Raw genomic sequence first — 18,865 nt, forward strand, 5'->3', positions numbered from 1 at the left:
ACGACTTAGGATGTGACTAAAGTATGGAAAAATCATTAGGGACACTACAATATAAAGCAAATTTGTTTAAAATTTTATCGGAGTTTTACAATAAACCAAAGGATGATATGCAAAGTTTATATGCTCCTTTAAATGATAGTTTAGTAGCTCTTTATCCAGATTTAGTCACGTATGGAAAAGAGTTAGAATCAGAATTTTTAGAGTTGCATGGTGACATAACGCCACTCTCAGTTGAGTACGCAAAGTTGTTTATTGGTCCCTTTGATGTGTTAGCTCCACCATATAGTTCCATTTATTTAGATAGTGGTCATCAAATATTGGGAGAGTCAACGAAGTATGTTGAAAAACTATACCGTAATGCCGGTTTAGAAATATCTGATAGCTTTAAAGATTTACCAGATCATATTGCGGCGGAACTTGAATTTATTTACTACAATTATTTTTCTTATATCGATACGAATGAAGTGCAATTTTTATTGAATATAGAAACCTTTTTAGAGTCTCATTTAAGCTTATGGGTTGCTAAGTTAAATGATCAAATTTGGAAGCGGGCTAATCTGGAGTTTTATAAGACGTTAACGTTACTGACGACAAAGGTTGTAGTTCATGAGCTAAATGAATTTAAAGGAAATGTGACTATACATTAATAAAAAGAAGGTGGATAGGGGTATGTGGCATTCATTTCTTATTAAGCGTGTAATTGAGAAAAACTCGGTTCAGTTTATGGAAAATCGATGTTTGCGTCTCCGTAATAAGCATTCAACTTGTGAAAGGTGTTTAGATGCTTGCGGTGCCCCAGCCATAAGTTTATTGGAAGGGGAAATTTCCTTTGATGATACAACGTGTACTAATTGCCGTATATGTGTACACGAATGCCCAACAAATGCTTTTTATCATGAGTACGAAATGATGAACCATTACGAACAAAAAATTATATATAAAGAAGTTGTCTGTTTTACCTGTGAAGAACAAGGAAATTACGATAAAGATGTAACACTACCGTGTATTGCTTCATTGACTCCAGAAATGATAATGAATGGTATATTACATGAGAAAAAAATACAAGTTTTTTGGGATGAAAGGAAATGTCATTCATGTAAACATTATTGGTTTCAAAAAGGGAAGCTAGAGTGGCTACATGCTTGGAATGAAAAAGCTATACCGAAGGAAAGAGTAGAAATTATTCATGAACGAAAAGAAAAGGCAGGTTCTAAACGAAAAGTCACAAGAAGAGAAATGTTTTCGTTTTCGAAACAAAAAGCCACAAATAGCGTAGCATCTATAGCCTTGGACACAGTTGAAAACATCCCAAGCATAAGAAATAAAATACCTATTTCAGAGAAAAGGAACGTGTTAGTTGCCTATAAGAAGAAAAAAGAGTTATCAATGGAAATGCTAAAAACGGTGGCAAAGGAAATTCATTTAGGAAATGTAAATGTTACTGATAACTGCAATCTATGTGGTGTGTGCTGTACGGTTTGTCCAACAGGAGCCCTTAATCAATATGAGGACGAAAAAAAGAAAACCATGACTTTTCAAGGATATCTATGTGTTGACTGTAATAGTTGTACAACAAGCTGTATGCAAATAAGAAAATCATCTTTTATCTGTGATGATTTTGATCAAGAAAAAATTGTCCGTGAAGAACAATTGGATACGTGTCCTCAATGTACGTCACTTAAAATTAAAAGTGAATGTTATTGTGAGGACTGTCAGATCAAATTTTCTAAAAAGGATCTTCTTAAAAATTGGTAAAAAGTTGCTTTAAAAATGCTAGGAAGTTTAAGGAGGAGGGGGAAGAGATGAAAATAAGTCTAACAAAAAAGAGATTAATTTTTGTGATTATTACGTTTATAGGTATCGGAATTGGTCTTTTGAGTATGTGGAATACGTTAGTACAAGGACAGGTTGTGTTTGGGTCATCGGATGAAGTTCCATGGAACATACTCATCGTTGCTTACGTATTTTTGGCTTTAATGGCTAGTGGCATGTGTTTAGTATCAACCTTTGGTCATGCATTAGGGTTTCAACGATTTGGGGTAATTAGTAAACGATCATTGTATTTGGCTATTTCGGTATTATTACCTGCATTGCTAGTATTAGCAATGGATTTAGGGCGAATTGATCGAGTATTTTATTTTATTACATCCCCTAATTTAACAGCTCCTATGTGGTGGATGGGAGCAACATACGGCATATATGTAATTGTTTTACTAGTAGAATTTTTTGCAGTACAAACGAAAAATCATAGGATAATAAAGGTTACATCATATATTACCTTGTGTGGAGCTATAGCAGCAACAAGCATTTTAGGAGGAATATTTGCAGTCGTTATTCAAAGACCCCTATGGTTTGGTGGAGCTACATCTGTCTTCTTTGTATTGTCGGCATTAATAACTGGGATTGCCATGTTATTAATCGCAACAATTGTAACCTATAAAGTTGTTCAACAAGAAATGAGCTATAAATTAAAAGAAGTGCTAGATTATTTAGGAAAAGCACTTGCAATATTGCTGGCTGTTGCCCTTGGATTTCATGCGTGGCGTCTAATTACGCTATTTTATGTTAGCTCAGCAGACTTCCAACTAGTTCTTAATGGGGAATACTCTATACTCTTTTGGGGAGGAGTCATATCGTTAGGTTTAATAATTCCGATTTTATTATTAATGAAAAATAGAACCGGGTACAAACTAGTTTTAGCTGGAGTATTTGTACTAATAGGAATGTTTGTTGATAAATATATAACAATTATAGGTGGTCAAATTGTACAAATGTCTGGGGAGGTAGCATCATATTCAGCAACCTTAACGGAGTGGGGAATCATTATCGGTGGTATTGCAGCATCAGTATTTATTTATATGCTGGGCGTTTATAAATTTTCATTAGATGATCCAGGTGATAAGCATTCAAATGTAGAAAACTTAACCCCTTCCTCCCAAAAGGTAGGATAGGAAAAAATGTAAATATTAAATGTAAGCTGTTGATCATAGCTATCAACAGCTTTTCTTATACTTCACATTTAGATTCAACAATTAAATGACAATATGTGAAGGTTTGGTCAACGGAAATATTAACGAAGTATAATGAGATTAGAATCAATAAAAGGAGGGGGGATTATCATTAAAATAACTTATCTTTATCCATTTGTTTTTATTTTATTGATGGCCTGTTCAACAAGTAATTCATCCTCTTATATTTCTTTAACTACATCTGAATTGAACAAGGAACAAGAAACCTTTATAGAAAACGATAATACGATCAAAGTTGCCTTCGCATCTGTTGTTTCTCCACAAGAAACCCGTAATAAGTATAATTTATTAATTGATTATCTTAAAAACACACTATCTAGGGAAATTGAAATCATACAAAAACAGACATATGATGAAGTGAACGTATTATTAAAAGACGGAGAAGTTGATTTAGCTTTTATTTGTTCTTTATCGTATGTAATTGGTACAGAGGAAGGATACATGATTGACATTGCATCCCCTGTTGTTAACGGTAAAAATGTTTATCAAGCCTATGTTATTACTCATAAAAACAGTTCTATTGAAAACCTAGAGGATGGGAAGGGTAGTCGTGCTGCATTTGTAGATCCATATTCTTATACAGGGAAACTAGCATTACAAGACTTGATTATTCAAAGTAATAATGACCCAAATACCTTTTTTGAGAAAACTTTCTATACGTACAGTCATGATTATTCTGTAAGTGCTGTAGCACGAGGTGCAGTGGATATTGCTACTATAGACAGTATTTTATTTGATCAGTTAATAGAACTTGGAAACGAGGATGCAAAACAGACAAAAATTATAGACTTCGGTCCATTTGCTGGTTCTCCACCCATTGTTGTTTCTAGTAAAACAGATCCGGAGCTTAAAAAGGATATTCAAAATGTCCTGCTAACGCTGCATCATCATTCAGCAGGAAGAAACATACTTAAAGAATTAAAAATTGACCACTATGTTCCAATAGATAGAAGCAGCTATGAACCTATACGAAAGCTGTTACCACTTCTAGGTGAAGATCAATGAAGAGAATAAGGAAAAAAATAATTGATTTTTTATCAGGTTGTTCCATCCATATGAAGATTTACGGGATGGTTTTTGCGGTTATATTCATAGTAACATTCATAAGTTTAATCGTCGTCCGAATTTCCATCTCAGATACGTTGTCTCTTCAATTGGATGAACGAGTGAAATCAATTGGTAGCGATGTTGCATCGAAAAGTAGCGATTTTATGCTTACCAACAATATATATGCTTTGCAGAAGCTAGTAAATGATAAAGTTGATAATCATACAGATATTGAATATGTATTTATTTTAAATGAACACGATAGAATACTTGTTCATTCCTATGAAAATATGGATATTAGTCAAGAATTACTAAAAGTAAATTTATTAGAGAATACAGATGATATAAATTTGATTCAAATTGATTCAGAAGAAGGAATAATACGAGATGTAGCTGTTCCTATAGTTAAAGGAATTGGAGGAACAGCAAGAGTGGGCTTAAGAAACGATTCCTTAGATGAGGCTTTACACAGTGTTACAACACAATTATTGATGACGATGATGGTCGTTCTTATTTTATCTGTTCTTATCGTCCTTGGATTAACAAGAGTTATTACCTTGCCTATAAAAAAATTAGTAGATCTAACAAAGCTAGTTTCCCAAGGGGATTTTAGTAAAAGAGTGAACAATTATCCAAAAGACGAAATTGGTAAACTAACACAGTCCTTTAATATTATGTTAACTGATTTAGAAAAAACACAAATGGAAAAGGAAGAGTATTTAAATAAAATTGTCAGTAGAAATAAAGAATTAACGTTATTGCATGATATTTCTGGAACAATTACGAATTATACTGAATTGAAAAGATTACTAGAACAATTTGTCATTCATTTAGTTGAAGAGCTTTCATTAAATAGTGCACTAATTAAAGTCAATATAACTGGTCAAGTATCAACTTTTTCTCACTCAATGGATAGCTGTCCAGTGAACGATCAAGACATTGAACAAAATCAACAACCATGTACTTATTGTAGGAAGGGTTTAAAGGTATTTAATACTTTTTCATTAAGAAATAAACAAGAGGATATTGGCAAGCTTCAAATATGTAGTAAGAATCAATTAGATCCCTATACGGCACAGGTATTAAATTCTATTGCAAAGCAGTTATCTGTCACAATTGAAAATATTAAATTGTGGGTAGAAATAAAAAAGAAAGAGGAAATACGCTTATCATTATTGGAAAAAATTATGACAGTGCAAGAGGAAGAAAGGAAACGAATAGCCCGTGAATTACATGATCAGACTAGTCACTCCCTTTCCTCCATTTTATTAGGATTAAAGTTATTACAAGAAACAAAGACGGATATTGCAAAGCATAAAGAAATTAATAAACTAAGAGAATTGACTCACCAAGCAATTGAGGAAGTACATGACTTAGCATGGCAGTTACGGCCCACAATTTTAGATAAATTTGGATTGGAAGTTGCTATTGAACGCTATATTGAAGAGTTTACAAAGAAATACCCAGTTGAGTTTGAAATAATTATCAATGGGATTAAAGTTGAACGTTTAAGACCAGAGATAGAAACGGCAATTTTTAGAATTGTTCAAGAATCGTTGACGAATATTCTGAAGTATGCTGAAGCTACTTCTATCAGTGTAATAGTTATGAAACATAGCCATATGATTTCGGTCATTATTGAGGATGATGGAGTAGGATTTAATGTGGAAAAGGTGTTAAACAAAGACCCTTCTAAGTATAATTTAGGTTTACGTGGCATGCAGGAACGTGTGACGTTGCTTGGTGGAACACTTAATATTGAATCGGCTGATAATGAAGGGACTGCAATTATGGTTAAAATTCCTACAAAAGATAAAGGAAGGGATTTACTTGCCAATTAAAATTATGTTAGTTGATGATCATCCAGTATTCCGTTCCGGTTTAAAAAACATTTTAATAAACGAGGAAAATGTTGATGTAGCTTGTGAAGTTGATGATGGAGAAAATGCTATAAAATATGCTAAAGAAATAAAGCCTGACCTCATTATTATGGATATAAATATGCCATTTAAAGATGGAATAGAAGCTACTAGGGAGATTAAGCGATTTTTGCCTGAGACGAAAATCTTAATTTTAACGATGTACTCTGATGAGGCTTATTTAAAAGAAGGCTTAGATGCAGGAGCTTCTGGTTACGTACTAAAACGCGCAGTGGATACAGAATTAGTTACAGCGATTCAAACAGTTGTAAGAGGCGAACACTATATTTATCCAACATTGATTCCTAGTTTATATACGAATAGTCAAGAACAGAATATGACGAAAAAAGAAAAAGAAGTCATTCTCAGTCCTAGAGAAAGAGAAGTTCTAAAATATATTGCATTAGGCTATACCCAAAAGGAAATTTCTAATGAGCTTTTCATTAGCATAAAAACAGTAGACACATATAAGTCAAGAATTATGGATAAGATAGGGACAAAGAAGAAATCGATGCTTGTTCGATATGCATTAAAGCATGGTGTTATTTCAAGCAAGGATTGATTAGCTATTACTGATAATAAATCTCCATAAGCTATGAAACGATCTGTAGAGAATATAGATCGTTTTTTTTATCCAAAAGAAATTCCGTTTAATGTTTATTGTAAGTAGAGTATTGTTAATGCTTCTTACAACAAATTATATTATTAATTCATTAAGATTTTTGAAGGATTTTTTGTTGTTTTAAATGAATTTGTTTAAAAGAGGTGATTTCTATGAATAAGCGGGACAGAAAAACGGATTCCCGATTCATTGTCGCAAATCGAGAAGCCGTAATAGGTGTAATACTTGTAATTATAAATTTTATATGGTGGTATGGTTTTGCATATGGTTTGGGTTCAAATTCAGTGGAAAACTATAGCTATATATTAGGATTTCCAGCCTGGTTTTTTTATAGCTGTATAGTCGGCTTTTTCGTTATGGTTATTCTAGTAATCATTGTTGTGAAATTCTTTTTAGTAGAAGTACCCTTTGATCATGATGAGGAGGGAATGGATGAATGAATGTGGAAGTGGTTATTTCATTAGTCATTTTTCTTCTCATTATATTTGTTGTTGGTTTTATGTCTGCGAAGCATTCGAGTCGGAAGGGTAGTACATTTTTACAGGAATATTTTCTCGGAAGCCGTGAATTAGGTGGATTTATTCTTGCCATGACAATGGTAGCAACCTACGGGAGTGCAAGTAGCTTCCTTGGAGGACCAGGAGCTGCATACACACAAGGGCTGGGATGGGTTTTGTTAGCCATGTCTCAAGTAGCTACAGGGTATTTTGTGCTTTTAATTCTAGGGAAGAAATTCGCCATAATGGCAAGGAAATATGAAGCGGTCACTCTCATTGACTTTTTAAAGAATCGTTATAGAAGCTCAATTGTTGTATTATTTTCAGCTATTAGTATTATAGTATTTTTATTTTCTGCAATGGCAGCTCAATGGATTGGTGGTGCGTATTTAATTGAATCCATTGTAGGAATTCCATACACAAGTGCCTTGTTCATTTTTGCTGTAGCAGTATTAATTTATGTAATTATTGGTGGGTTTAGGGCAGTTGTATTTACAGATTCCATTCAAGGTGTAGTCATGTTTTTTGGAACGTTAATCATTTTAATTGGTACAATTGTGGCTGGTGGTGGGGTAAGCAATATAATGAATGACCTTATTTCAGAAAATCCAAATCTCGTTACTCCTTATGGTCATGACGGCGGTTTATCTGCTGCCTATGTTTCGTCTTTTTGGATATTAGTAGGTGTCGGTGTAGTAGCGTTACCACAAGTTGCTGTTCGTGCTATGTCATATCGAGATTCCCGTTCCATGCACCGAGCACTAATTGTAGGGACAATTGTTGTAGGTTTTATTATGCTAGGTATGCATTTAATCGGTGTTTTCAGTCGTCCAATTCTTCCTGGTATTGAAGTTGCTGATCAGGTAATGCCATTAATCACGATGGAGGTACTACCACCGTGGTTAGCTGGAATCGTCTTGGCAGCCCCTTTAGCAGCCATCATGAGTACGGTAGATTCATTGCTTCTCCTAGTGAGCTCAACTGTCGTAAAGGATGTTTATTTAAACTATATTAAACCGGATGCAACAAACAAACGAGTTAGACAAGTGAGCTATGGTGTGACAGCATTCTTAGGTATTCTTGTATTTGCCTTTGCTCTAAGTCCTCCTGAATTACTTATCTGGTTAAATTTGTTCGCTTTTGGTGGACTAGAAGCAGCATTTATCTGGCCTCTTATTTTTGGTCTATATTGGAGCAAAGGGAATAAGGGTGGGGCTATCGCATCCATGGTTGTTGGTGTTGGCACTTATATAGGCATTCATAATTTTTATCCAAATCCATTAGGGATGCACTCTGTTGTATTTCCAGTAGTACTTTCCTTTTTTGCCTTTATTATAGGAACCTACATTTATTATGAAAGCAGCAAAAAAAGTGTGGAAATATAATGACTAGTCATACTCGGTAACAAAGTGGGTGTAGCGAGTGACAGTTTGAAAAGGATAGCCAAATATAAAGGGGGAGTTAAGAATGCCTGTTTATAAAAAGCTAGTAAGAGATCGAATTCCAGAAATTATTCGTCGTAATGGGACTAGCTGTGGTGTTAGAAGAATGGAAGCTAATGAATTTGAAAGGGAAGCTAAAAAAAAGCTACAAGAGGAGGTTGGGGAGTATTTAGAAGCTGGAAATCCAGAACAAGCTGTTGAAGAGCTAGCAGATTTATTGGAGCTAATTTATTGCTTAAGTGACCATCATGGCTATTCAAAAGAAGAATTAGAATCTATTCGTGAGGATAAGGCTGAACGACGTGGTTCCTTCCATGAACGATGGTTTTTAGAAGAGGTCTATGACGATGATGATAAATAAACCTAGAAAATAGGGAAGTAGAAAGGTAAAGCCTACCTTCATTGCTGAAGATATGGCTTTACTTTTTCAATTACTTCATCCATTTCTTTTGCATTATTTGTGTACATATTTTTAGCAGCTTGGTTATCCGTTTCAAGAGCAAATGCTTCTAAATCAGCTTGGCATTTTTTTATTGTTGCTAATAAAAGTGGCAGTTCCTGTGGAGATGGAACCTTTAATTTATCGTCAAATAAATCCACTGTTAGTTGTCCATATGAATCAACTTGACCTAGATATACATTCTCAATGGCAACACCGATTTTTTCTAACTCCATTTCTAACCAACGTCTATTTTTTCCTATAGTTGCTAGTGGTTCATCAAGTACTTTTCCATCCATAATAACTGTTTCTGGTTCTTTTATAGGGGCAACCTGCAAATTCATGTCTTTCGGTGTTAATGGCTGATAATCCTTTTTCAAAAGGACACTTATATCACCAGTAGTTTCTAAAACTGCAAATTCAACGTCTGCAACTTGAAAGACATTTTTGTGCCGTAATTGTTTTAGTAGTTCATCCGATGAATATCGTTCTTTTTTTAAATTATCCTCTAACACTTTTCCATCCTTAATTATTGGTATCCCCTTACCATATACAAAATTCCGTAATTTTTCACTCTTTATAGCTAGCCAACCTATTATATGTGGTATTGTAACCCAAATAAGTAAACCCATTAACGGATAAGCAATGGGAATTTGTAGGTTAATGGATCCAAGAGCAAGAATCCCTCCAATAACAATCCCGCAAATGAATTCAAAATACGTTACTTGTGACACCGATTTTCTGATTAAAATTCGCGATAACGTAAATAAAATTACTAATGCTACAAATGAACGCAAGATAACCTCTAACCATCCAGGCAATTTCTCCACCTCCTAACATCTCACCATAAATGCTCACTGGATTTAAAAACCTTTATATTGAGGCTCTTCAAATTCCATTTCTTTTACCCTTGTTTCTAAGTCTGTTAAAACTCTTCTTGTAGTTTGACATGTTTCCCTAAATACTTCAGAAGCTTCCTTGTCCTCCGAACGAATAGCAAGGCTATTTAGCGTAGCTTCGATATTCTTCAAGCTTGCAACACATTGCTTTACTTGAGATGCAACAGTCATTGGATAATGTCCCCCTTTTTGATAACAGAAAATTACTTACTGTTTTAAATCATTACCGTTTTCTATAGAAACAGCATGTGCTATACAAGGAATACTTTCTTTTTGTTGAAAGGATAATGGTGAGAGTAGAGCTCCAGTTGCAACAACAAGCATTCGTTTAAATTCTCCTTGTTTCATTCGATTTAAAAGATGACCATATGTTACAGCAGCAGAGCAACCGGAACCACTTCCACCAGCGAGAACAGGCTGGTCCTCCTTATAAATGATTAACCCACAGTCTTGAAACTGTTCCTTCGTAACATTAAATCCATGGTCAATTAATAAATCATGAGCAATTATTTGACCAATTTTTCCTAAATCGCCAGTCACTATAAGATCATAATAAGATGGATCCACATTCCGATCTTTTAAGTGAGCTTCAATAGTATCAACAGCCGCTGGTGCCATAGCTCCACCCATGTTATATGGGTCACTTAAGCCCATATCAACAACCTTACCTATCGTTGCAGATGTTAAATAGGGACCGTTACCTTCATTTGTAATGACAGCTGAACCTGCTGCAGTTACAGTCCACTGAGCAGTTGGTGGCTTCTGTGCACCATATTCCGTTGGATATCGAAATTGCTTTTCAATTGCTGAATTATGACTAGAAGAACCAGTTAAAATGTATTTTGCTCCTCCAGAATTAATAATATAAGCAGCTAAAGCTAGTCCTTCCATAGATGTTGAACAAGCCCCAAACAACCCAAAGTACGGGATTGATAAGGTTCTTGCTGCAAAACTCGTAGGTGTTAGCTGATTAACTAAATCTCCTGCAAAAAAAAACTGCATATCCTCTTGTGTTAACCCAGCTTTCTCAATTGCTTTTATACATGATTCTTCAAACAATACTTTTTCTGCTTTTTCATATGAATCTTGTCCTAACCAAAGGTCATCATGGAGTGTATCAAAATCATATGGTATAGCTCCCTTCGCTTCAAATGGCCCTCCAACTGTCCCAGTAGAAGCAATTACTGGTTTATTTTCAAATTCCCATGTTTGATGACCGACTAACATTTACAAACCTCCCCATTGTGTAAGCATCGTGTGAATAAGAGCAATAACAAAAGCTGCGAACGTACCAAAGACGATAACAGATCCAGCTAATTTGAACATATTACCTCCTACCCCTAAAACATATCCTTCTGTACGGTGCTCAATGGCAGCGGAGGCAACGGAATTAGCAAAGCCAGTAACCGGTACTGCAGAACCTGCTCCAGCAAATTGACCGAATCGATCATATACACCAAAGCCTGTTAATATAACAGAAATAATAATAAGGGTTGCAACAGTTGGATCACCTGCAGTTTTTTCTGTAAAATCGAAAAAAGTATAATAAAACATTTGTATAAATTGACCAAGAACACATATGGCTCCCCCTACTAAGAACGCTTTTATGCAATTCTTAAAAACAGGGCGCTTTACTTCTCGATCACTTGCGAATTTTTGATACTTTTGCTGAACAGGAGTTAAATTTTTCTTTTTTTGATCAGACATTTTTTACTCCCCTTTACTTAACGTATGTAATGTAAAATAGAAATAAAGTTTAGAACTGCTTGGTTAATAATATTTGAAAAATAAGCTGATTTTATTCCTCTAGAGGAGACCTTAACAATAAAAATAGGTAGAGAACAGGAATTATTTTTTCATTCGGAGCTTTTAAAAATGATATGTTAAAGGATGGTGTTGATCTTAATTAAATCCATTTTTCAAAATTATTCTTTCTTCCGGTCATTGATAAAAGGTTGATGCAAGAGTAAGCACCAACCTTTTATTTAAAGGTATGAATTTATAAATTTTTTTCTAACGTTCTCTAGCTCCATGCGCCATCGGCTCGTGGTCAAATAACCTACCCGATTAAATGTGTAAGATCGCACTTTTTATCGGACAGAACATTTGCTTGTCGCCGGAGATAGGATGTCGACATTACGCCGTTGCCCACAGGACGTGGGCTGTACTTAGGCGTAATTGGGGAGCCTTGCGCTTTTCTTATGTGACCTATAACTCTTTATTGTTTATATTGAGGTTCTTCTTGTTCAATTTGCTGTAATCGCGGTGAAATAGTATCTACAATGTTTTGGGTTTGTTGAGCCATATTTTGAAACATTTGCTTAGCTTGTTGGTTTTCTGTTTGAAGAGCAAATGTTTCTAAGCTTGCTTGTGCACTTTTTAATCCAGCTAATGTTTGTTTAACTTGTGTTGCAACTGTCATGTTCTTTACCTCCAGCATAATATGATGATGTTGCGTTTATAGATTGCGTTTAGATGTTGAATTTATTCTTCTAATACATAGTCAATATGTAGGATTATTAGTAAGATAGAGGAAAGGTTTTATAAATAAATTCTCAATTACGTAGGAGGAGATTATGGTAAAAAGTGATGTTTATTCCATTGAAACACCTGCACTAATTTTGACAGAAAGTAAAATGATTAATAATATACAGCGTATGTTAAGTGTGAAAGAAAAGTATAACGTAAATGTGAGACCACATTTTAAAACCCATAAGTCTATAAAAATTGCAAAAGAGCAACTGAAGCAAGGTGCTTCTGGAATTACAGTGGCTACTGCAACAGAAGCAGAACTTCTTCTTGAAAATGGAGTAGAGGATATTTTAGTGGCATTCCCTTTATCAGATAAAAAGAAAATTTTCCGATTATTGAAATGGGTGCCTACAGCTAAGGTTATTTTTACAATAGATAGTATGGACCAAGCTTTGATTATACATGAAGCTGCAGAGGAACTTCATAAAAAGGCTGAAGTTTGGATTAAAGTTAATTGTGGACTGAATCGATGTGGAGTAGAACCTGGATTAGAAGTATATGAATTAGCAAAAGAAACGATTGATAAAACAGATTTACAATTAACTGGATTATATACGCACGCTGGCCATTCTTATGGTGCTACACGTTCACAACATATAGATGAAATAGCTAAATTTGAAGCGGAAAGTATTGTACAGTCTGCTAAGATATGTGAGGAAAGAGGGATTTCTATTCGCCACCGTAGTGTGGGGTCGACCCCAACCTTTGAAAAAGCAGCACAATATGAGGGAATCACAGAGGTGCGACCAGGTAATGCTGTGTTTTTTGATGGTATTCAAGTAGGGTTAGGGGTTGCCCAGCTAGAAGAAGTGGCTTTAACTGTTTTAGCAACCGTAGTTTCAATAAAAAAAGATCGATGTATTATTGACGCAGGAAGTAAAGCTTTAACAACGGAAAAGGGCGCGCATGGGAATGAAAGCATAAAAGGGTTTGGACAACTCTTAATAGATAAGCCCTTATATGTTAGTCGAGTATCTGAAGAACATGGAGTAATAGAAGTAACAGGTGATCAGATCGGAAATCAAATTTCACTAAATGAAAAAGTAAACATTATCCCAAATCACGCATGCCCTGTAGTAAATCTTTTTGATTATTACTATGTAATGAAAGAAGATGGAACAATCGAACGGATGAAGGTAGATGGAAGAGGGAAATCACAATAAAGCTCTTCAAGTTATCAAAACTTAAAAGAGCCCTGTTAACCAATCGATGCTATAGAATGACCCAACTGTGATTACAATTGTCCATAATATTAAGCTTAGCCCCATCCAGATGGTTGTTTTACTCTTATTAGCTTTTAAAGAAAGAGCAATAATAGCTGCAAGGTGGATGCCTGTTACGATTGGTCCTAAAATGGCTAATCCCGGCAAACCATACTTATGAAAAATTGCAGAAGCTCTTTCTTTTTTTGTTGCTTTTTTATCATTATTAGCATCATCAGACTGCTCTTGTTTTTTTATTTCTTTTTTCTTTTTCCTACGAACGTACCAGTTGGTTTGCTGAACCCAATTAAATAAGTATACGATTAAAACGATTGGAAGAAAGTTACCTATGAAAGAAACAATGGCCACAGGAATAGGTGGTAACCCTAAAGCGATACCGATTGGAATTACAATTAATATTTCAAGCCAAGGTGTGGCAGCCATAACGAATAGTAATATGTATTGCCAAAGAACTTCAAAAACAAGCATTGAGAAACATGCCTCCTTATTGATAGGTGAGTTTTCTTCCTTAAGGTTATTTTCATTGAAATGAATTTTATCATTTGTCAAAAGGTAATGCCACTAATTTAATCTAGTATAAAGTTTGTATAATTCCTAAATGAACATTGTAATGAATAATACTTGTTATGAGAATAAAAATAGTGTAAAAGATTAAAGGGAAGATATGTAATATATTTGTAATACAGAAGGTTGGTCTGAATAATTTGTATAAAACGAAAACTGTTAAAGAAAAAATCCGAATGCTCATTGTTGTCATGTGGCCCATTCTCATTACTCAGCTTGGAATGTACGCCATGAACTTCATAGATACTACAATGTCTGGACAAGCTGGAGCAAATGATCTAGCTGGAGTAGCCATTGGTTCTAGTCTATGGGTTCCTATTTTAACTGGAATAAGTGGGATTTTAATAGCGTTAACTCCAATTATTTCTCAAAAGATTGGATCAGGAAAAATAGATGATGTAGGCTTTTATGTAATACAAGGAATTTATTTATCCATTATTATTTCGATTCTTGTCATTATTATTGGATATTTCCTTTTAGATCCAATCTTAATATGGATGTCGTTAAGTACAGATGTTGTTTATATTGCGAAGCATTACTTAATTGGTTTAGTAATTGGGATAGTACCCTTGTTTATTTATAACGTATTACGAGGATTTATTGATTCATTAGGACAAACGAGAGTAACGATGTTGATAACATTAGCTGCATTACCAGTTAATTTTATTTTTAACTATGTATTGATTTTTGGTAATTTTGGTTTTCCGAAGCTAGGAGGAATTGGTGCTGGATATGCATCTGCCATAACCTATTGGTTTATTTTGTTTGTGACACTTTTCATTATTGTAAAAATGAGAGGTTTTTCTCGTTATCAAGTTTTTGGTAAATTATATGGAATTTCGTTCACAACGTGGAAGGAAATACTTTTTCTTGGATTACCAATTGGATTAACTATATTCTTTGAGACAAGTATTTTCTCAGCAGTAACCTTGTTAATGTCTCAATTTTCAACAGAGGTTATTGCAGCACACCAAGCGGCTATTAATTTTGCAAGCTTGTTGTATATGATTCCACTAAGCTTTGCATTTGGTTTGACTATTGCAGTAGGGTATGAGGTAGGTGCGGAAAGATTAAATGATGCAAAAACCTATAGCATTATAGGAATTATTTTTTCTGTTTTCATGGGTCTAGTAGCTTGTGTGATTATTTATATTCTTCGAAGTCCAGTCTCAAGTCTATATACAACAAATGAAGATGTTGCTATACTTATTCAAACCTTTTTAATCTATGCTATATTCTTTCAAATGTCAGATGCAATTAACACACCGATCCAAGGAATACTCCGAGGGTATAAGGATGTAAATGTACCTTTTGTCATGGCATTAATCTCTTTTTGGTTTGTAGGGTTACCATTTGGATTTATTGTAGCAAACTATACGAGTTTTGGTCCTTATGGATATTGGCTCGGCCTAATATTAAGCCTTGCAGTTTGTGCAATGCTTTTAACCAAAAGGTTATTCGTTGTACAACGTTCTTTTAAAGAAGATCTTACCCTAAAATAAGTGATTATATTTTCTTTGATTAAAGTGGGCTAAACCGGGAATTTAACTAATATATATAATTGAATTTTTAACTTCAGATTAATCGTTTTTGCTAAGGGAGAGTGGAAGCATGCAGGATGCCATTCATGCACTAATAAAAAAACAAAGAAACTATTATTATAAGAATGAAACAAAACAAATTTATTTTAGGCAAAAACAATTAACCAAGCTAAGAGATGCTATAAAGAATAGAGAAAATAGTATTTTACAAGCATTGAATCAAGACCTAAACAAATCAGAGCATGAGGCATATGTAACTGAAATTGGGTTTGTTTATAATGAATTAAAGGATTTTATTAAGAATATAGATTTCTGGGCAGAACCCCGGAAAGAAAAGACTCCTTTCACCCATACTGGTACGAAGAGCTTCGTTTATAAAGTGCCCTATGGAGTAACCTTAGTGGTTTCACCTTGGAACTATCCTTTTAGGTTAGCGTTAGGACCTGTAATTGGTGCCATTGCAGCAGGAAATACGGTAATAATTAAGCCTTCAGAGCTTACCCCACATACTAGTTCTGTTATAAGAGAACTTATTGCCGATACGTTCGAAGAGGAATATGTTGCAGTAGTAGAAGGGGATGGAGAAGTAGCAAAAACGTTACTAAATGAAAAGCTTGATTATATCTTCTTTACTGGAAGTGTAAACATAGGAAAGAAGGTAATGGAGGCGGCGGCTAAGCATCTAACCCCTGTTACTCTAGAACTAGGTGGAAAGTGTCCAGTAATTGTTACAAAGGATGCAAATTTAAAGCTGGCAGCTAAACGTATTGTTTGGGGTAAATTTATCAATGCAGGTCAGACATGTGTTGCTCCAGATTATGTGATGATACAGGAAAAGCATCGAAGAAAGTTTATCAAATATGTTGTTCATTATATAAGGAAAATGTATGGACAAGACATTCGTTTTAATAGTTCCTATCCGAAAATTGTGAATGAGCAGCATGTAGATCGGTTAGCTAGTCTCTTACATGATGAAGGGAAAATCTATTTTGGAGGAGAGTACGATCGTGTTGATCGTTTCTTTGAACCTACCGTTTTGATAGACATTTATGATAACGATCCAGTTATGGAAGAAGAGATTTTCGGGCCGATTTTGCCAATTTTAACTTATTCAGAGGAGCATGAAGTAATTGAAAGAGTGAGGAAAAGACCGAGTCCATTGGCGTTGTATTTGTTTACGCAAAATAAGGATACAGAGGAAAACTTTATTCATAGTCTAGAGTTCGGTGGTGGGTGTATAAATGATACGTTGATGCAATCAGCCACATCCTACTTACCTTTTGGTGGAATAGGTGAAAGTGGTATGGGGTCTTACCACGGTAAATATACGTTTGATACATTTACTCATTTAAAGAGTATTGTAAAACAAAGCTCAGGTTTCGATTTACCTTTACGCTATAGTAACTCAAAGATGACAATGAAGGCTTTAAGAAAGATGTGGGAATAAAAAACGATCTCATAGGATAGACCGCCCATGCAAGCGATATTTTGCAACATGGAGGATGAAAAATACTCATTAGGTTGTTCATCCGTTACAGACGAATCAATTACGCCGTTGCCCACGTCCTGTGGGCAACGGCGTAATCCTACCATCCTGGCTGCACGGGCAATGCCTCAGCCTCCACACTATACACTTTGTTTACTGCTAAAGTACATTGTCCTGTCTCTGCCTCTACAAGTGTTGCTCTGTAGTTATTTGCGTCGAGACAACTCGAAGTTTATTCGTGAAGCATATGCTCGTCGCTGGAGTCGTCGCCCTTCACTCCTGAACTAATACTTATTTTCAGGGTAGACTTAGGAGATCTTTAAAAGAAATCGTAAATAAATGCTTTTCTCTTAGGTATAATCTGATCAAATAATTTTGCTGTGTTTACGTCCCCTAAGATCAATCCTTCTTGGTAAAGAAGGTCCATGGACTGGGCATTTAATAAAAGTGCGGTCAATGTTTGAATGGATAGGCGTATTCCTTTTTTAGGTGGATGTTGGCATGTTGCACCCTCTGATTTTTTTGATTGGAAAAAATCAATGTTAATTCCTTGATCAATAGCTTCTTCTGTTTGGCAGCGAATAAAGAATGTTCCATCATTCCATGGACAGAATTCATCTGAAATATGTAGAACGATAGGTGGATAATCTTCTTCAGGTAAGGAGAAAGGATAATTCTCAAGAAAGCTCTTTAAATCAACAATCCGGCCCATAAAATAAGATTGCACTTCCCTTTCAACTTTTGGATCAGGAAGTATAAAGGGGAGTTCACCATTAGGACTTGTAGTAATTATTACCTTCTTAATCATAGAATCGTGATTAGAAATGAATGAAAAAAGACCGTTACGAGATTCAGGGTTAAGCCAAATAATTTCTTTTACTGTCATCGTTTCAGATTTCACTTGATAAATCATATAACCATTTGGTGTATTTTCTTTATTGTAATAAATAGCAATATTTTGATCTTTCTTTCTTAAAATTGATTTATGCCACCAATTTTCCTCTCTTACAAGCGTCCCGTTGTATTGGATTGCCCATATCTGATAGATGGAATCAAGTTCCTTACAGGATTCAGAAGACACTCTTTTTACATAACCTGGAACTTCTATTCGTTTTGGTAATTGTTCTTTTGTTAATGTAACTGTTTGTTTTTCAGCAAATAACTCCCACCCGTATTTACGATAAAATGGGATTGAAAAAGGATAAAGAAAGGATAGTAGCTGTCCAGATTCCTTCATTTCTTTTAGGCTATGAAAAAGGAGTTCCTTTACCATACCGTTTCTCCGATGTTCTGGCCAAGTAGCAACTCCAGAAACTCCACCCATCGGTATTTTTTGCCCATGAATATACGTATGAAAGGGAAGAACGGATGCTTTGGATAAAATAGTATGATTTTCTTCAGCCACCCAAGTGTTGTCTGGTTGCACAAGTTTTCGTCTTTCTCTTCTTTCTTCTTCTGATAAATTGAATTGAAAAGCGTATTCTGAAAGTTCTATACTGAGGTCAATTTCTGATTCATTTAATTTTCTTATGTTCACGTAAACCTCTCCTTAAAATCGGACTTTGTGAAATTCATGTTAGGAATATATATACTAGTTATTACTTTCGTTATTCGTTTTTCTTTTC

General features: G+C 34.8%; 19 protein-coding genes. 12 read left to right on the forward strand and 7 right to left on the reverse strand.

The window, feature by feature from the left end:
- The first annotated feature begins 23 nt into the window (after window positions 1-23).
- From QA612_RS01220 to QA612_RS01260, 9 genes are all read left to right on the forward strand, one after another.
- Complete coding sequence (locus tag QA612_RS01220; protein WP_278281907.1) at window positions 24-647, forward strand: TorD/DmsD family molecular chaperone; 624 nt, start codon at window positions 24-26, stop codon at window positions 645-647.
- A gap of 22 nt (window positions 648-669) precedes the next feature.
- Window positions 670-1,755: a 4Fe-4S binding protein gene (locus tag QA612_RS01225; protein ID WP_278281908.1), complete on the forward strand. Its 1,086-nt coding sequence runs from the start codon at window positions 670-672 to the stop codon at window positions 1,753-1,755.
- 47 nt (window positions 1,756-1,802) lie between these two features.
- Window positions 1,803-2,951 (forward strand): NrfD/PsrC family molybdoenzyme membrane anchor subunit, encoded by a 1,149-nt coding sequence (gene nrfD, locus QA612_RS01230; RefSeq protein ID WP_278281909.1) that lies wholly within the window; start codon window positions 1,803-1,805, stop codon window positions 2,949-2,951.
- A gap of 132 nt (window positions 2,952-3,083) precedes the next feature.
- Window positions 3,084-4,034, forward strand: coding sequence for a substrate-binding domain-containing protein (locus tag QA612_RS01235; RefSeq protein WP_278281910.1), 951 nt, complete (start codon window positions 3,084-3,086; stop codon window positions 4,032-4,034).
- Window positions 4,031-5,917 carry a histidine kinase gene (locus QA612_RS01240; protein ID WP_278281911.1) on the forward strand — a complete coding sequence of 629 codons (1,887 nt, stop codon included), beginning with the start codon at window positions 4,031-4,033 and terminating at the stop codon, window positions 5,915-5,917. The genes QA612_RS01235 and QA612_RS01240 overlap by 4 nt, the downstream gene beginning before the upstream one ends.
- Window positions 5,907-6,557: a response regulator transcription factor gene (locus QA612_RS01245; RefSeq protein WP_278281912.1), complete on the forward strand. Its 651-nt coding sequence runs from the start codon at window positions 5,907-5,909 to the stop codon at window positions 6,555-6,557. Before QA612_RS01240 ends, QA612_RS01245 begins: the two co-directional genes overlap by 11 nt.
- A gap of 212 nt (window positions 6,558-6,769) precedes the next feature.
- Window positions 6,770-7,057: a YhdT family protein gene (locus QA612_RS01250; protein ID WP_278281913.1), complete on the forward strand. Its 288-nt coding sequence runs from the start codon at window positions 6,770-6,772 to the stop codon at window positions 7,055-7,057.
- On the forward strand, window positions 7,054-8,499 hold the full coding sequence (gene panF / locus QA612_RS01255) for a sodium/pantothenate symporter (RefSeq protein ID WP_278281914.1): 1,446 nt from the start codon (window positions 7,054-7,056) through the stop codon (window positions 8,497-8,499). The genes QA612_RS01250 and panF overlap by 4 nt, the downstream gene beginning before the upstream one ends.
- An 82-nt stretch (window positions 8,500-8,581) precedes the next feature.
- A complete protein-coding gene (locus QA612_RS01260) occupies window positions 8,582-8,917 on the forward strand; it encodes a nucleoside triphosphate pyrophosphohydrolase (protein WP_278281915.1) in 336 nt (111 codons plus the stop codon).
- 38 nt (window positions 8,918-8,955) lie between these two features.
- Here the strand turns inward: QA612_RS01260 and QA612_RS01265 are convergent, their stop codons facing one another.
- The 5 genes from QA612_RS01265 to QA612_RS01285 all read right to left on the reverse strand — a co-directional run bounded on the left by QA612_RS01265 (window position 8,956) and on the right by QA612_RS01285 (window position 12,316).
- Window positions 8,956-9,816, reverse strand: coding sequence for a DUF421 domain-containing protein (locus QA612_RS01265; RefSeq protein ID WP_278281916.1), 861 nt, complete (start codon window positions 9,814-9,816; stop codon window positions 8,956-8,958).
- Window positions 9,817-9,858: 42 nt separating this feature from the next.
- Complete coding sequence (locus QA612_RS01270) at window positions 9,859-10,065, reverse strand: DUF1657 domain-containing protein (RefSeq protein ID WP_278281917.1); 207 nt, start codon at window positions 10,063-10,065, stop codon at window positions 9,859-9,861.
- A gap of 36 nt (window positions 10,066-10,101) precedes the next feature.
- Window positions 10,102-11,121 carry a stage V sporulation protein AD gene (gene spoVAD / locus QA612_RS01275; protein WP_278281918.1) on the reverse strand — a complete coding sequence of 340 codons (1,020 nt, stop codon included), beginning with the start codon at window positions 11,119-11,121 and terminating at the stop codon, window positions 10,102-10,104.
- Complete coding sequence (gene spoVAC, locus QA612_RS01280) at window positions 11,122-11,601, reverse strand: stage V sporulation protein AC (RefSeq protein WP_278281919.1); 480 nt, start codon at window positions 11,599-11,601, stop codon at window positions 11,122-11,124.
- Between the two features lie 511 nt (window positions 11,602-12,112).
- On the reverse strand, window positions 12,113-12,316 hold the full coding sequence (locus QA612_RS01285; protein WP_278281920.1) for a DUF1657 domain-containing protein: 204 nt from the start codon (window positions 12,314-12,316) through the stop codon (window positions 12,113-12,115).
- Between the two features lie 154 nt (window positions 12,317-12,470).
- On the opposite strand from QA612_RS01285, the gene QA612_RS01290 reads away from it, so the two are divergent.
- Window positions 12,471-13,589: an alanine racemase gene (locus QA612_RS01290; RefSeq protein ID WP_278281921.1), complete on the forward strand. Its 1,119-nt coding sequence runs from the start codon at window positions 12,471-12,473 to the stop codon at window positions 13,587-13,589.
- Window positions 13,590-13,610: 21 nt separating this feature from the next.
- On the opposite strand, the gene QA612_RS01295 is transcribed toward QA612_RS01290, so the two are convergent.
- Entirely contained in the window at window positions 13,611-14,117 is a 507-nt protein-coding gene (locus QA612_RS01295) for a small multi-drug export protein (protein ID WP_278281922.1), read from the reverse strand.
- Window positions 14,118-14,353: 236 nt separating this feature from the next.
- On the opposite strand from QA612_RS01295, the gene QA612_RS01300 reads away from it, so the two are divergent.
- Window positions 14,354-15,715 (forward strand): MATE family efflux transporter, encoded by a 1,362-nt coding sequence (locus tag QA612_RS01300; RefSeq protein ID WP_278281923.1) that lies wholly within the window; start codon window positions 14,354-14,356, stop codon window positions 15,713-15,715.
- A gap of 109 nt (window positions 15,716-15,824) precedes the next feature.
- Window positions 15,825-17,201, forward strand: coding sequence for an aldehyde dehydrogenase (locus QA612_RS01305; protein ID WP_278281924.1), 1,377 nt, complete (start codon window positions 15,825-15,827; stop codon window positions 17,199-17,201).
- A gap of 358 nt (window positions 17,202-17,559) precedes the next feature.
- Here QA612_RS01305 and QA612_RS01310 read toward each other — a convergent pair whose 3' ends face one another.
- The gene (locus tag QA612_RS01310) at window positions 17,560-18,777 is read right to left on the reverse strand and encodes a GNAT family N-acetyltransferase (protein ID WP_278281925.1); all 1,218 of its coding nucleotides are present in this window, start codon (window positions 18,775-18,777) and stop codon (window positions 17,560-17,562) included.
- Between the last annotated feature and the right edge of the window lie 88 nt (window positions 18,778-18,865).

This window comes from Evansella sp. AB-P1, assembly GCF_029688925.1.
Lineage (GTDB): Bacteria > Bacillota > Bacilli > Bacillales > Salisediminibacteriaceae > Evansella.

Bases quoted from the DNA above. Each gene is read 5' to 3' on its own strand.
- QA612_RS01220 (WP_278281907.1), top strand. From the start codon at position 24: ATGGAAAAATCATTAGGGACACTACAATATAAAGCAAATTTGTTTAAA.
- QA612_RS01225 (WP_278281908.1), top strand. From the start codon at position 670: ATGTGGCATTCATTTCTTATTAAGCGTGTAATTGAGAAAAACTCGGTT.
- nrfD (WP_278281909.1), top strand. From the start codon at position 1,803: ATGAAAATAAGTCTAACAAAAAAGAGATTAATTTTTGTGATTATTACG.
- QA612_RS01235 (WP_278281910.1), top strand. From the start codon at position 3,084: ATGAGATTAGAATCAATAAAAGGAGGGGGGATTATCATTAAAATAACT.
- QA612_RS01240 (WP_278281911.1), top strand. From the start codon at position 4,031: ATGAAGAGAATAAGGAAAAAAATAATTGATTTTTTATCAGGTTGTTCC.
- QA612_RS01250 (WP_278281913.1), top strand. From the start codon at position 6,770: ATGAATAAGCGGGACAGAAAAACGGATTCCCGATTCATTGTCGCAAAT.
- panF (WP_278281914.1), top strand. From the start codon at position 7,054: ATGAATGTGGAAGTGGTTATTTCATTAGTCATTTTTCTTCTCATTATA.
- QA612_RS01260 (WP_278281915.1), top strand. From the start codon at position 8,582: ATGCCTGTTTATAAAAAGCTAGTAAGAGATCGAATTCCAGAAATTATT.
- QA612_RS01270 (WP_278281917.1), bottom strand. From the start codon at position 10,065: ATGACTGTTGCATCTCAAGTAAAGCAATGTGTTGCAAGCTTGAAGAAT.
- spoVAD (WP_278281918.1), bottom strand. From the start codon at position 11,121: ATGTTAGTCGGTCATCAAACATGGGAATTTGAAAATAAACCAGTAATT.
- spoVAC (WP_278281919.1), bottom strand. From the start codon at position 11,601: ATGTCTGATCAAAAAAAGAAAAATTTAACTCCTGTTCAGCAAAAGTAT.
- QA612_RS01285 (WP_278281920.1), bottom strand. From the start codon at position 12,316: ATGACAGTTGCAACACAAGTTAAACAAACATTAGCTGGATTAAAAAGT.
- QA612_RS01290 (WP_278281921.1), top strand. From the start codon at position 12,471: ATGGTAAAAAGTGATGTTTATTCCATTGAAACACCTGCACTAATTTTG.
- QA612_RS01295 (WP_278281922.1), bottom strand. From the start codon at position 14,117: ATGCTTGTTTTTGAAGTTCTTTGGCAATACATATTACTATTCGTTATG.
- QA612_RS01305 (WP_278281924.1), top strand. From the start codon at position 15,825: ATGCAGGATGCCATTCATGCACTAATAAAAAAACAAAGAAACTATTAT.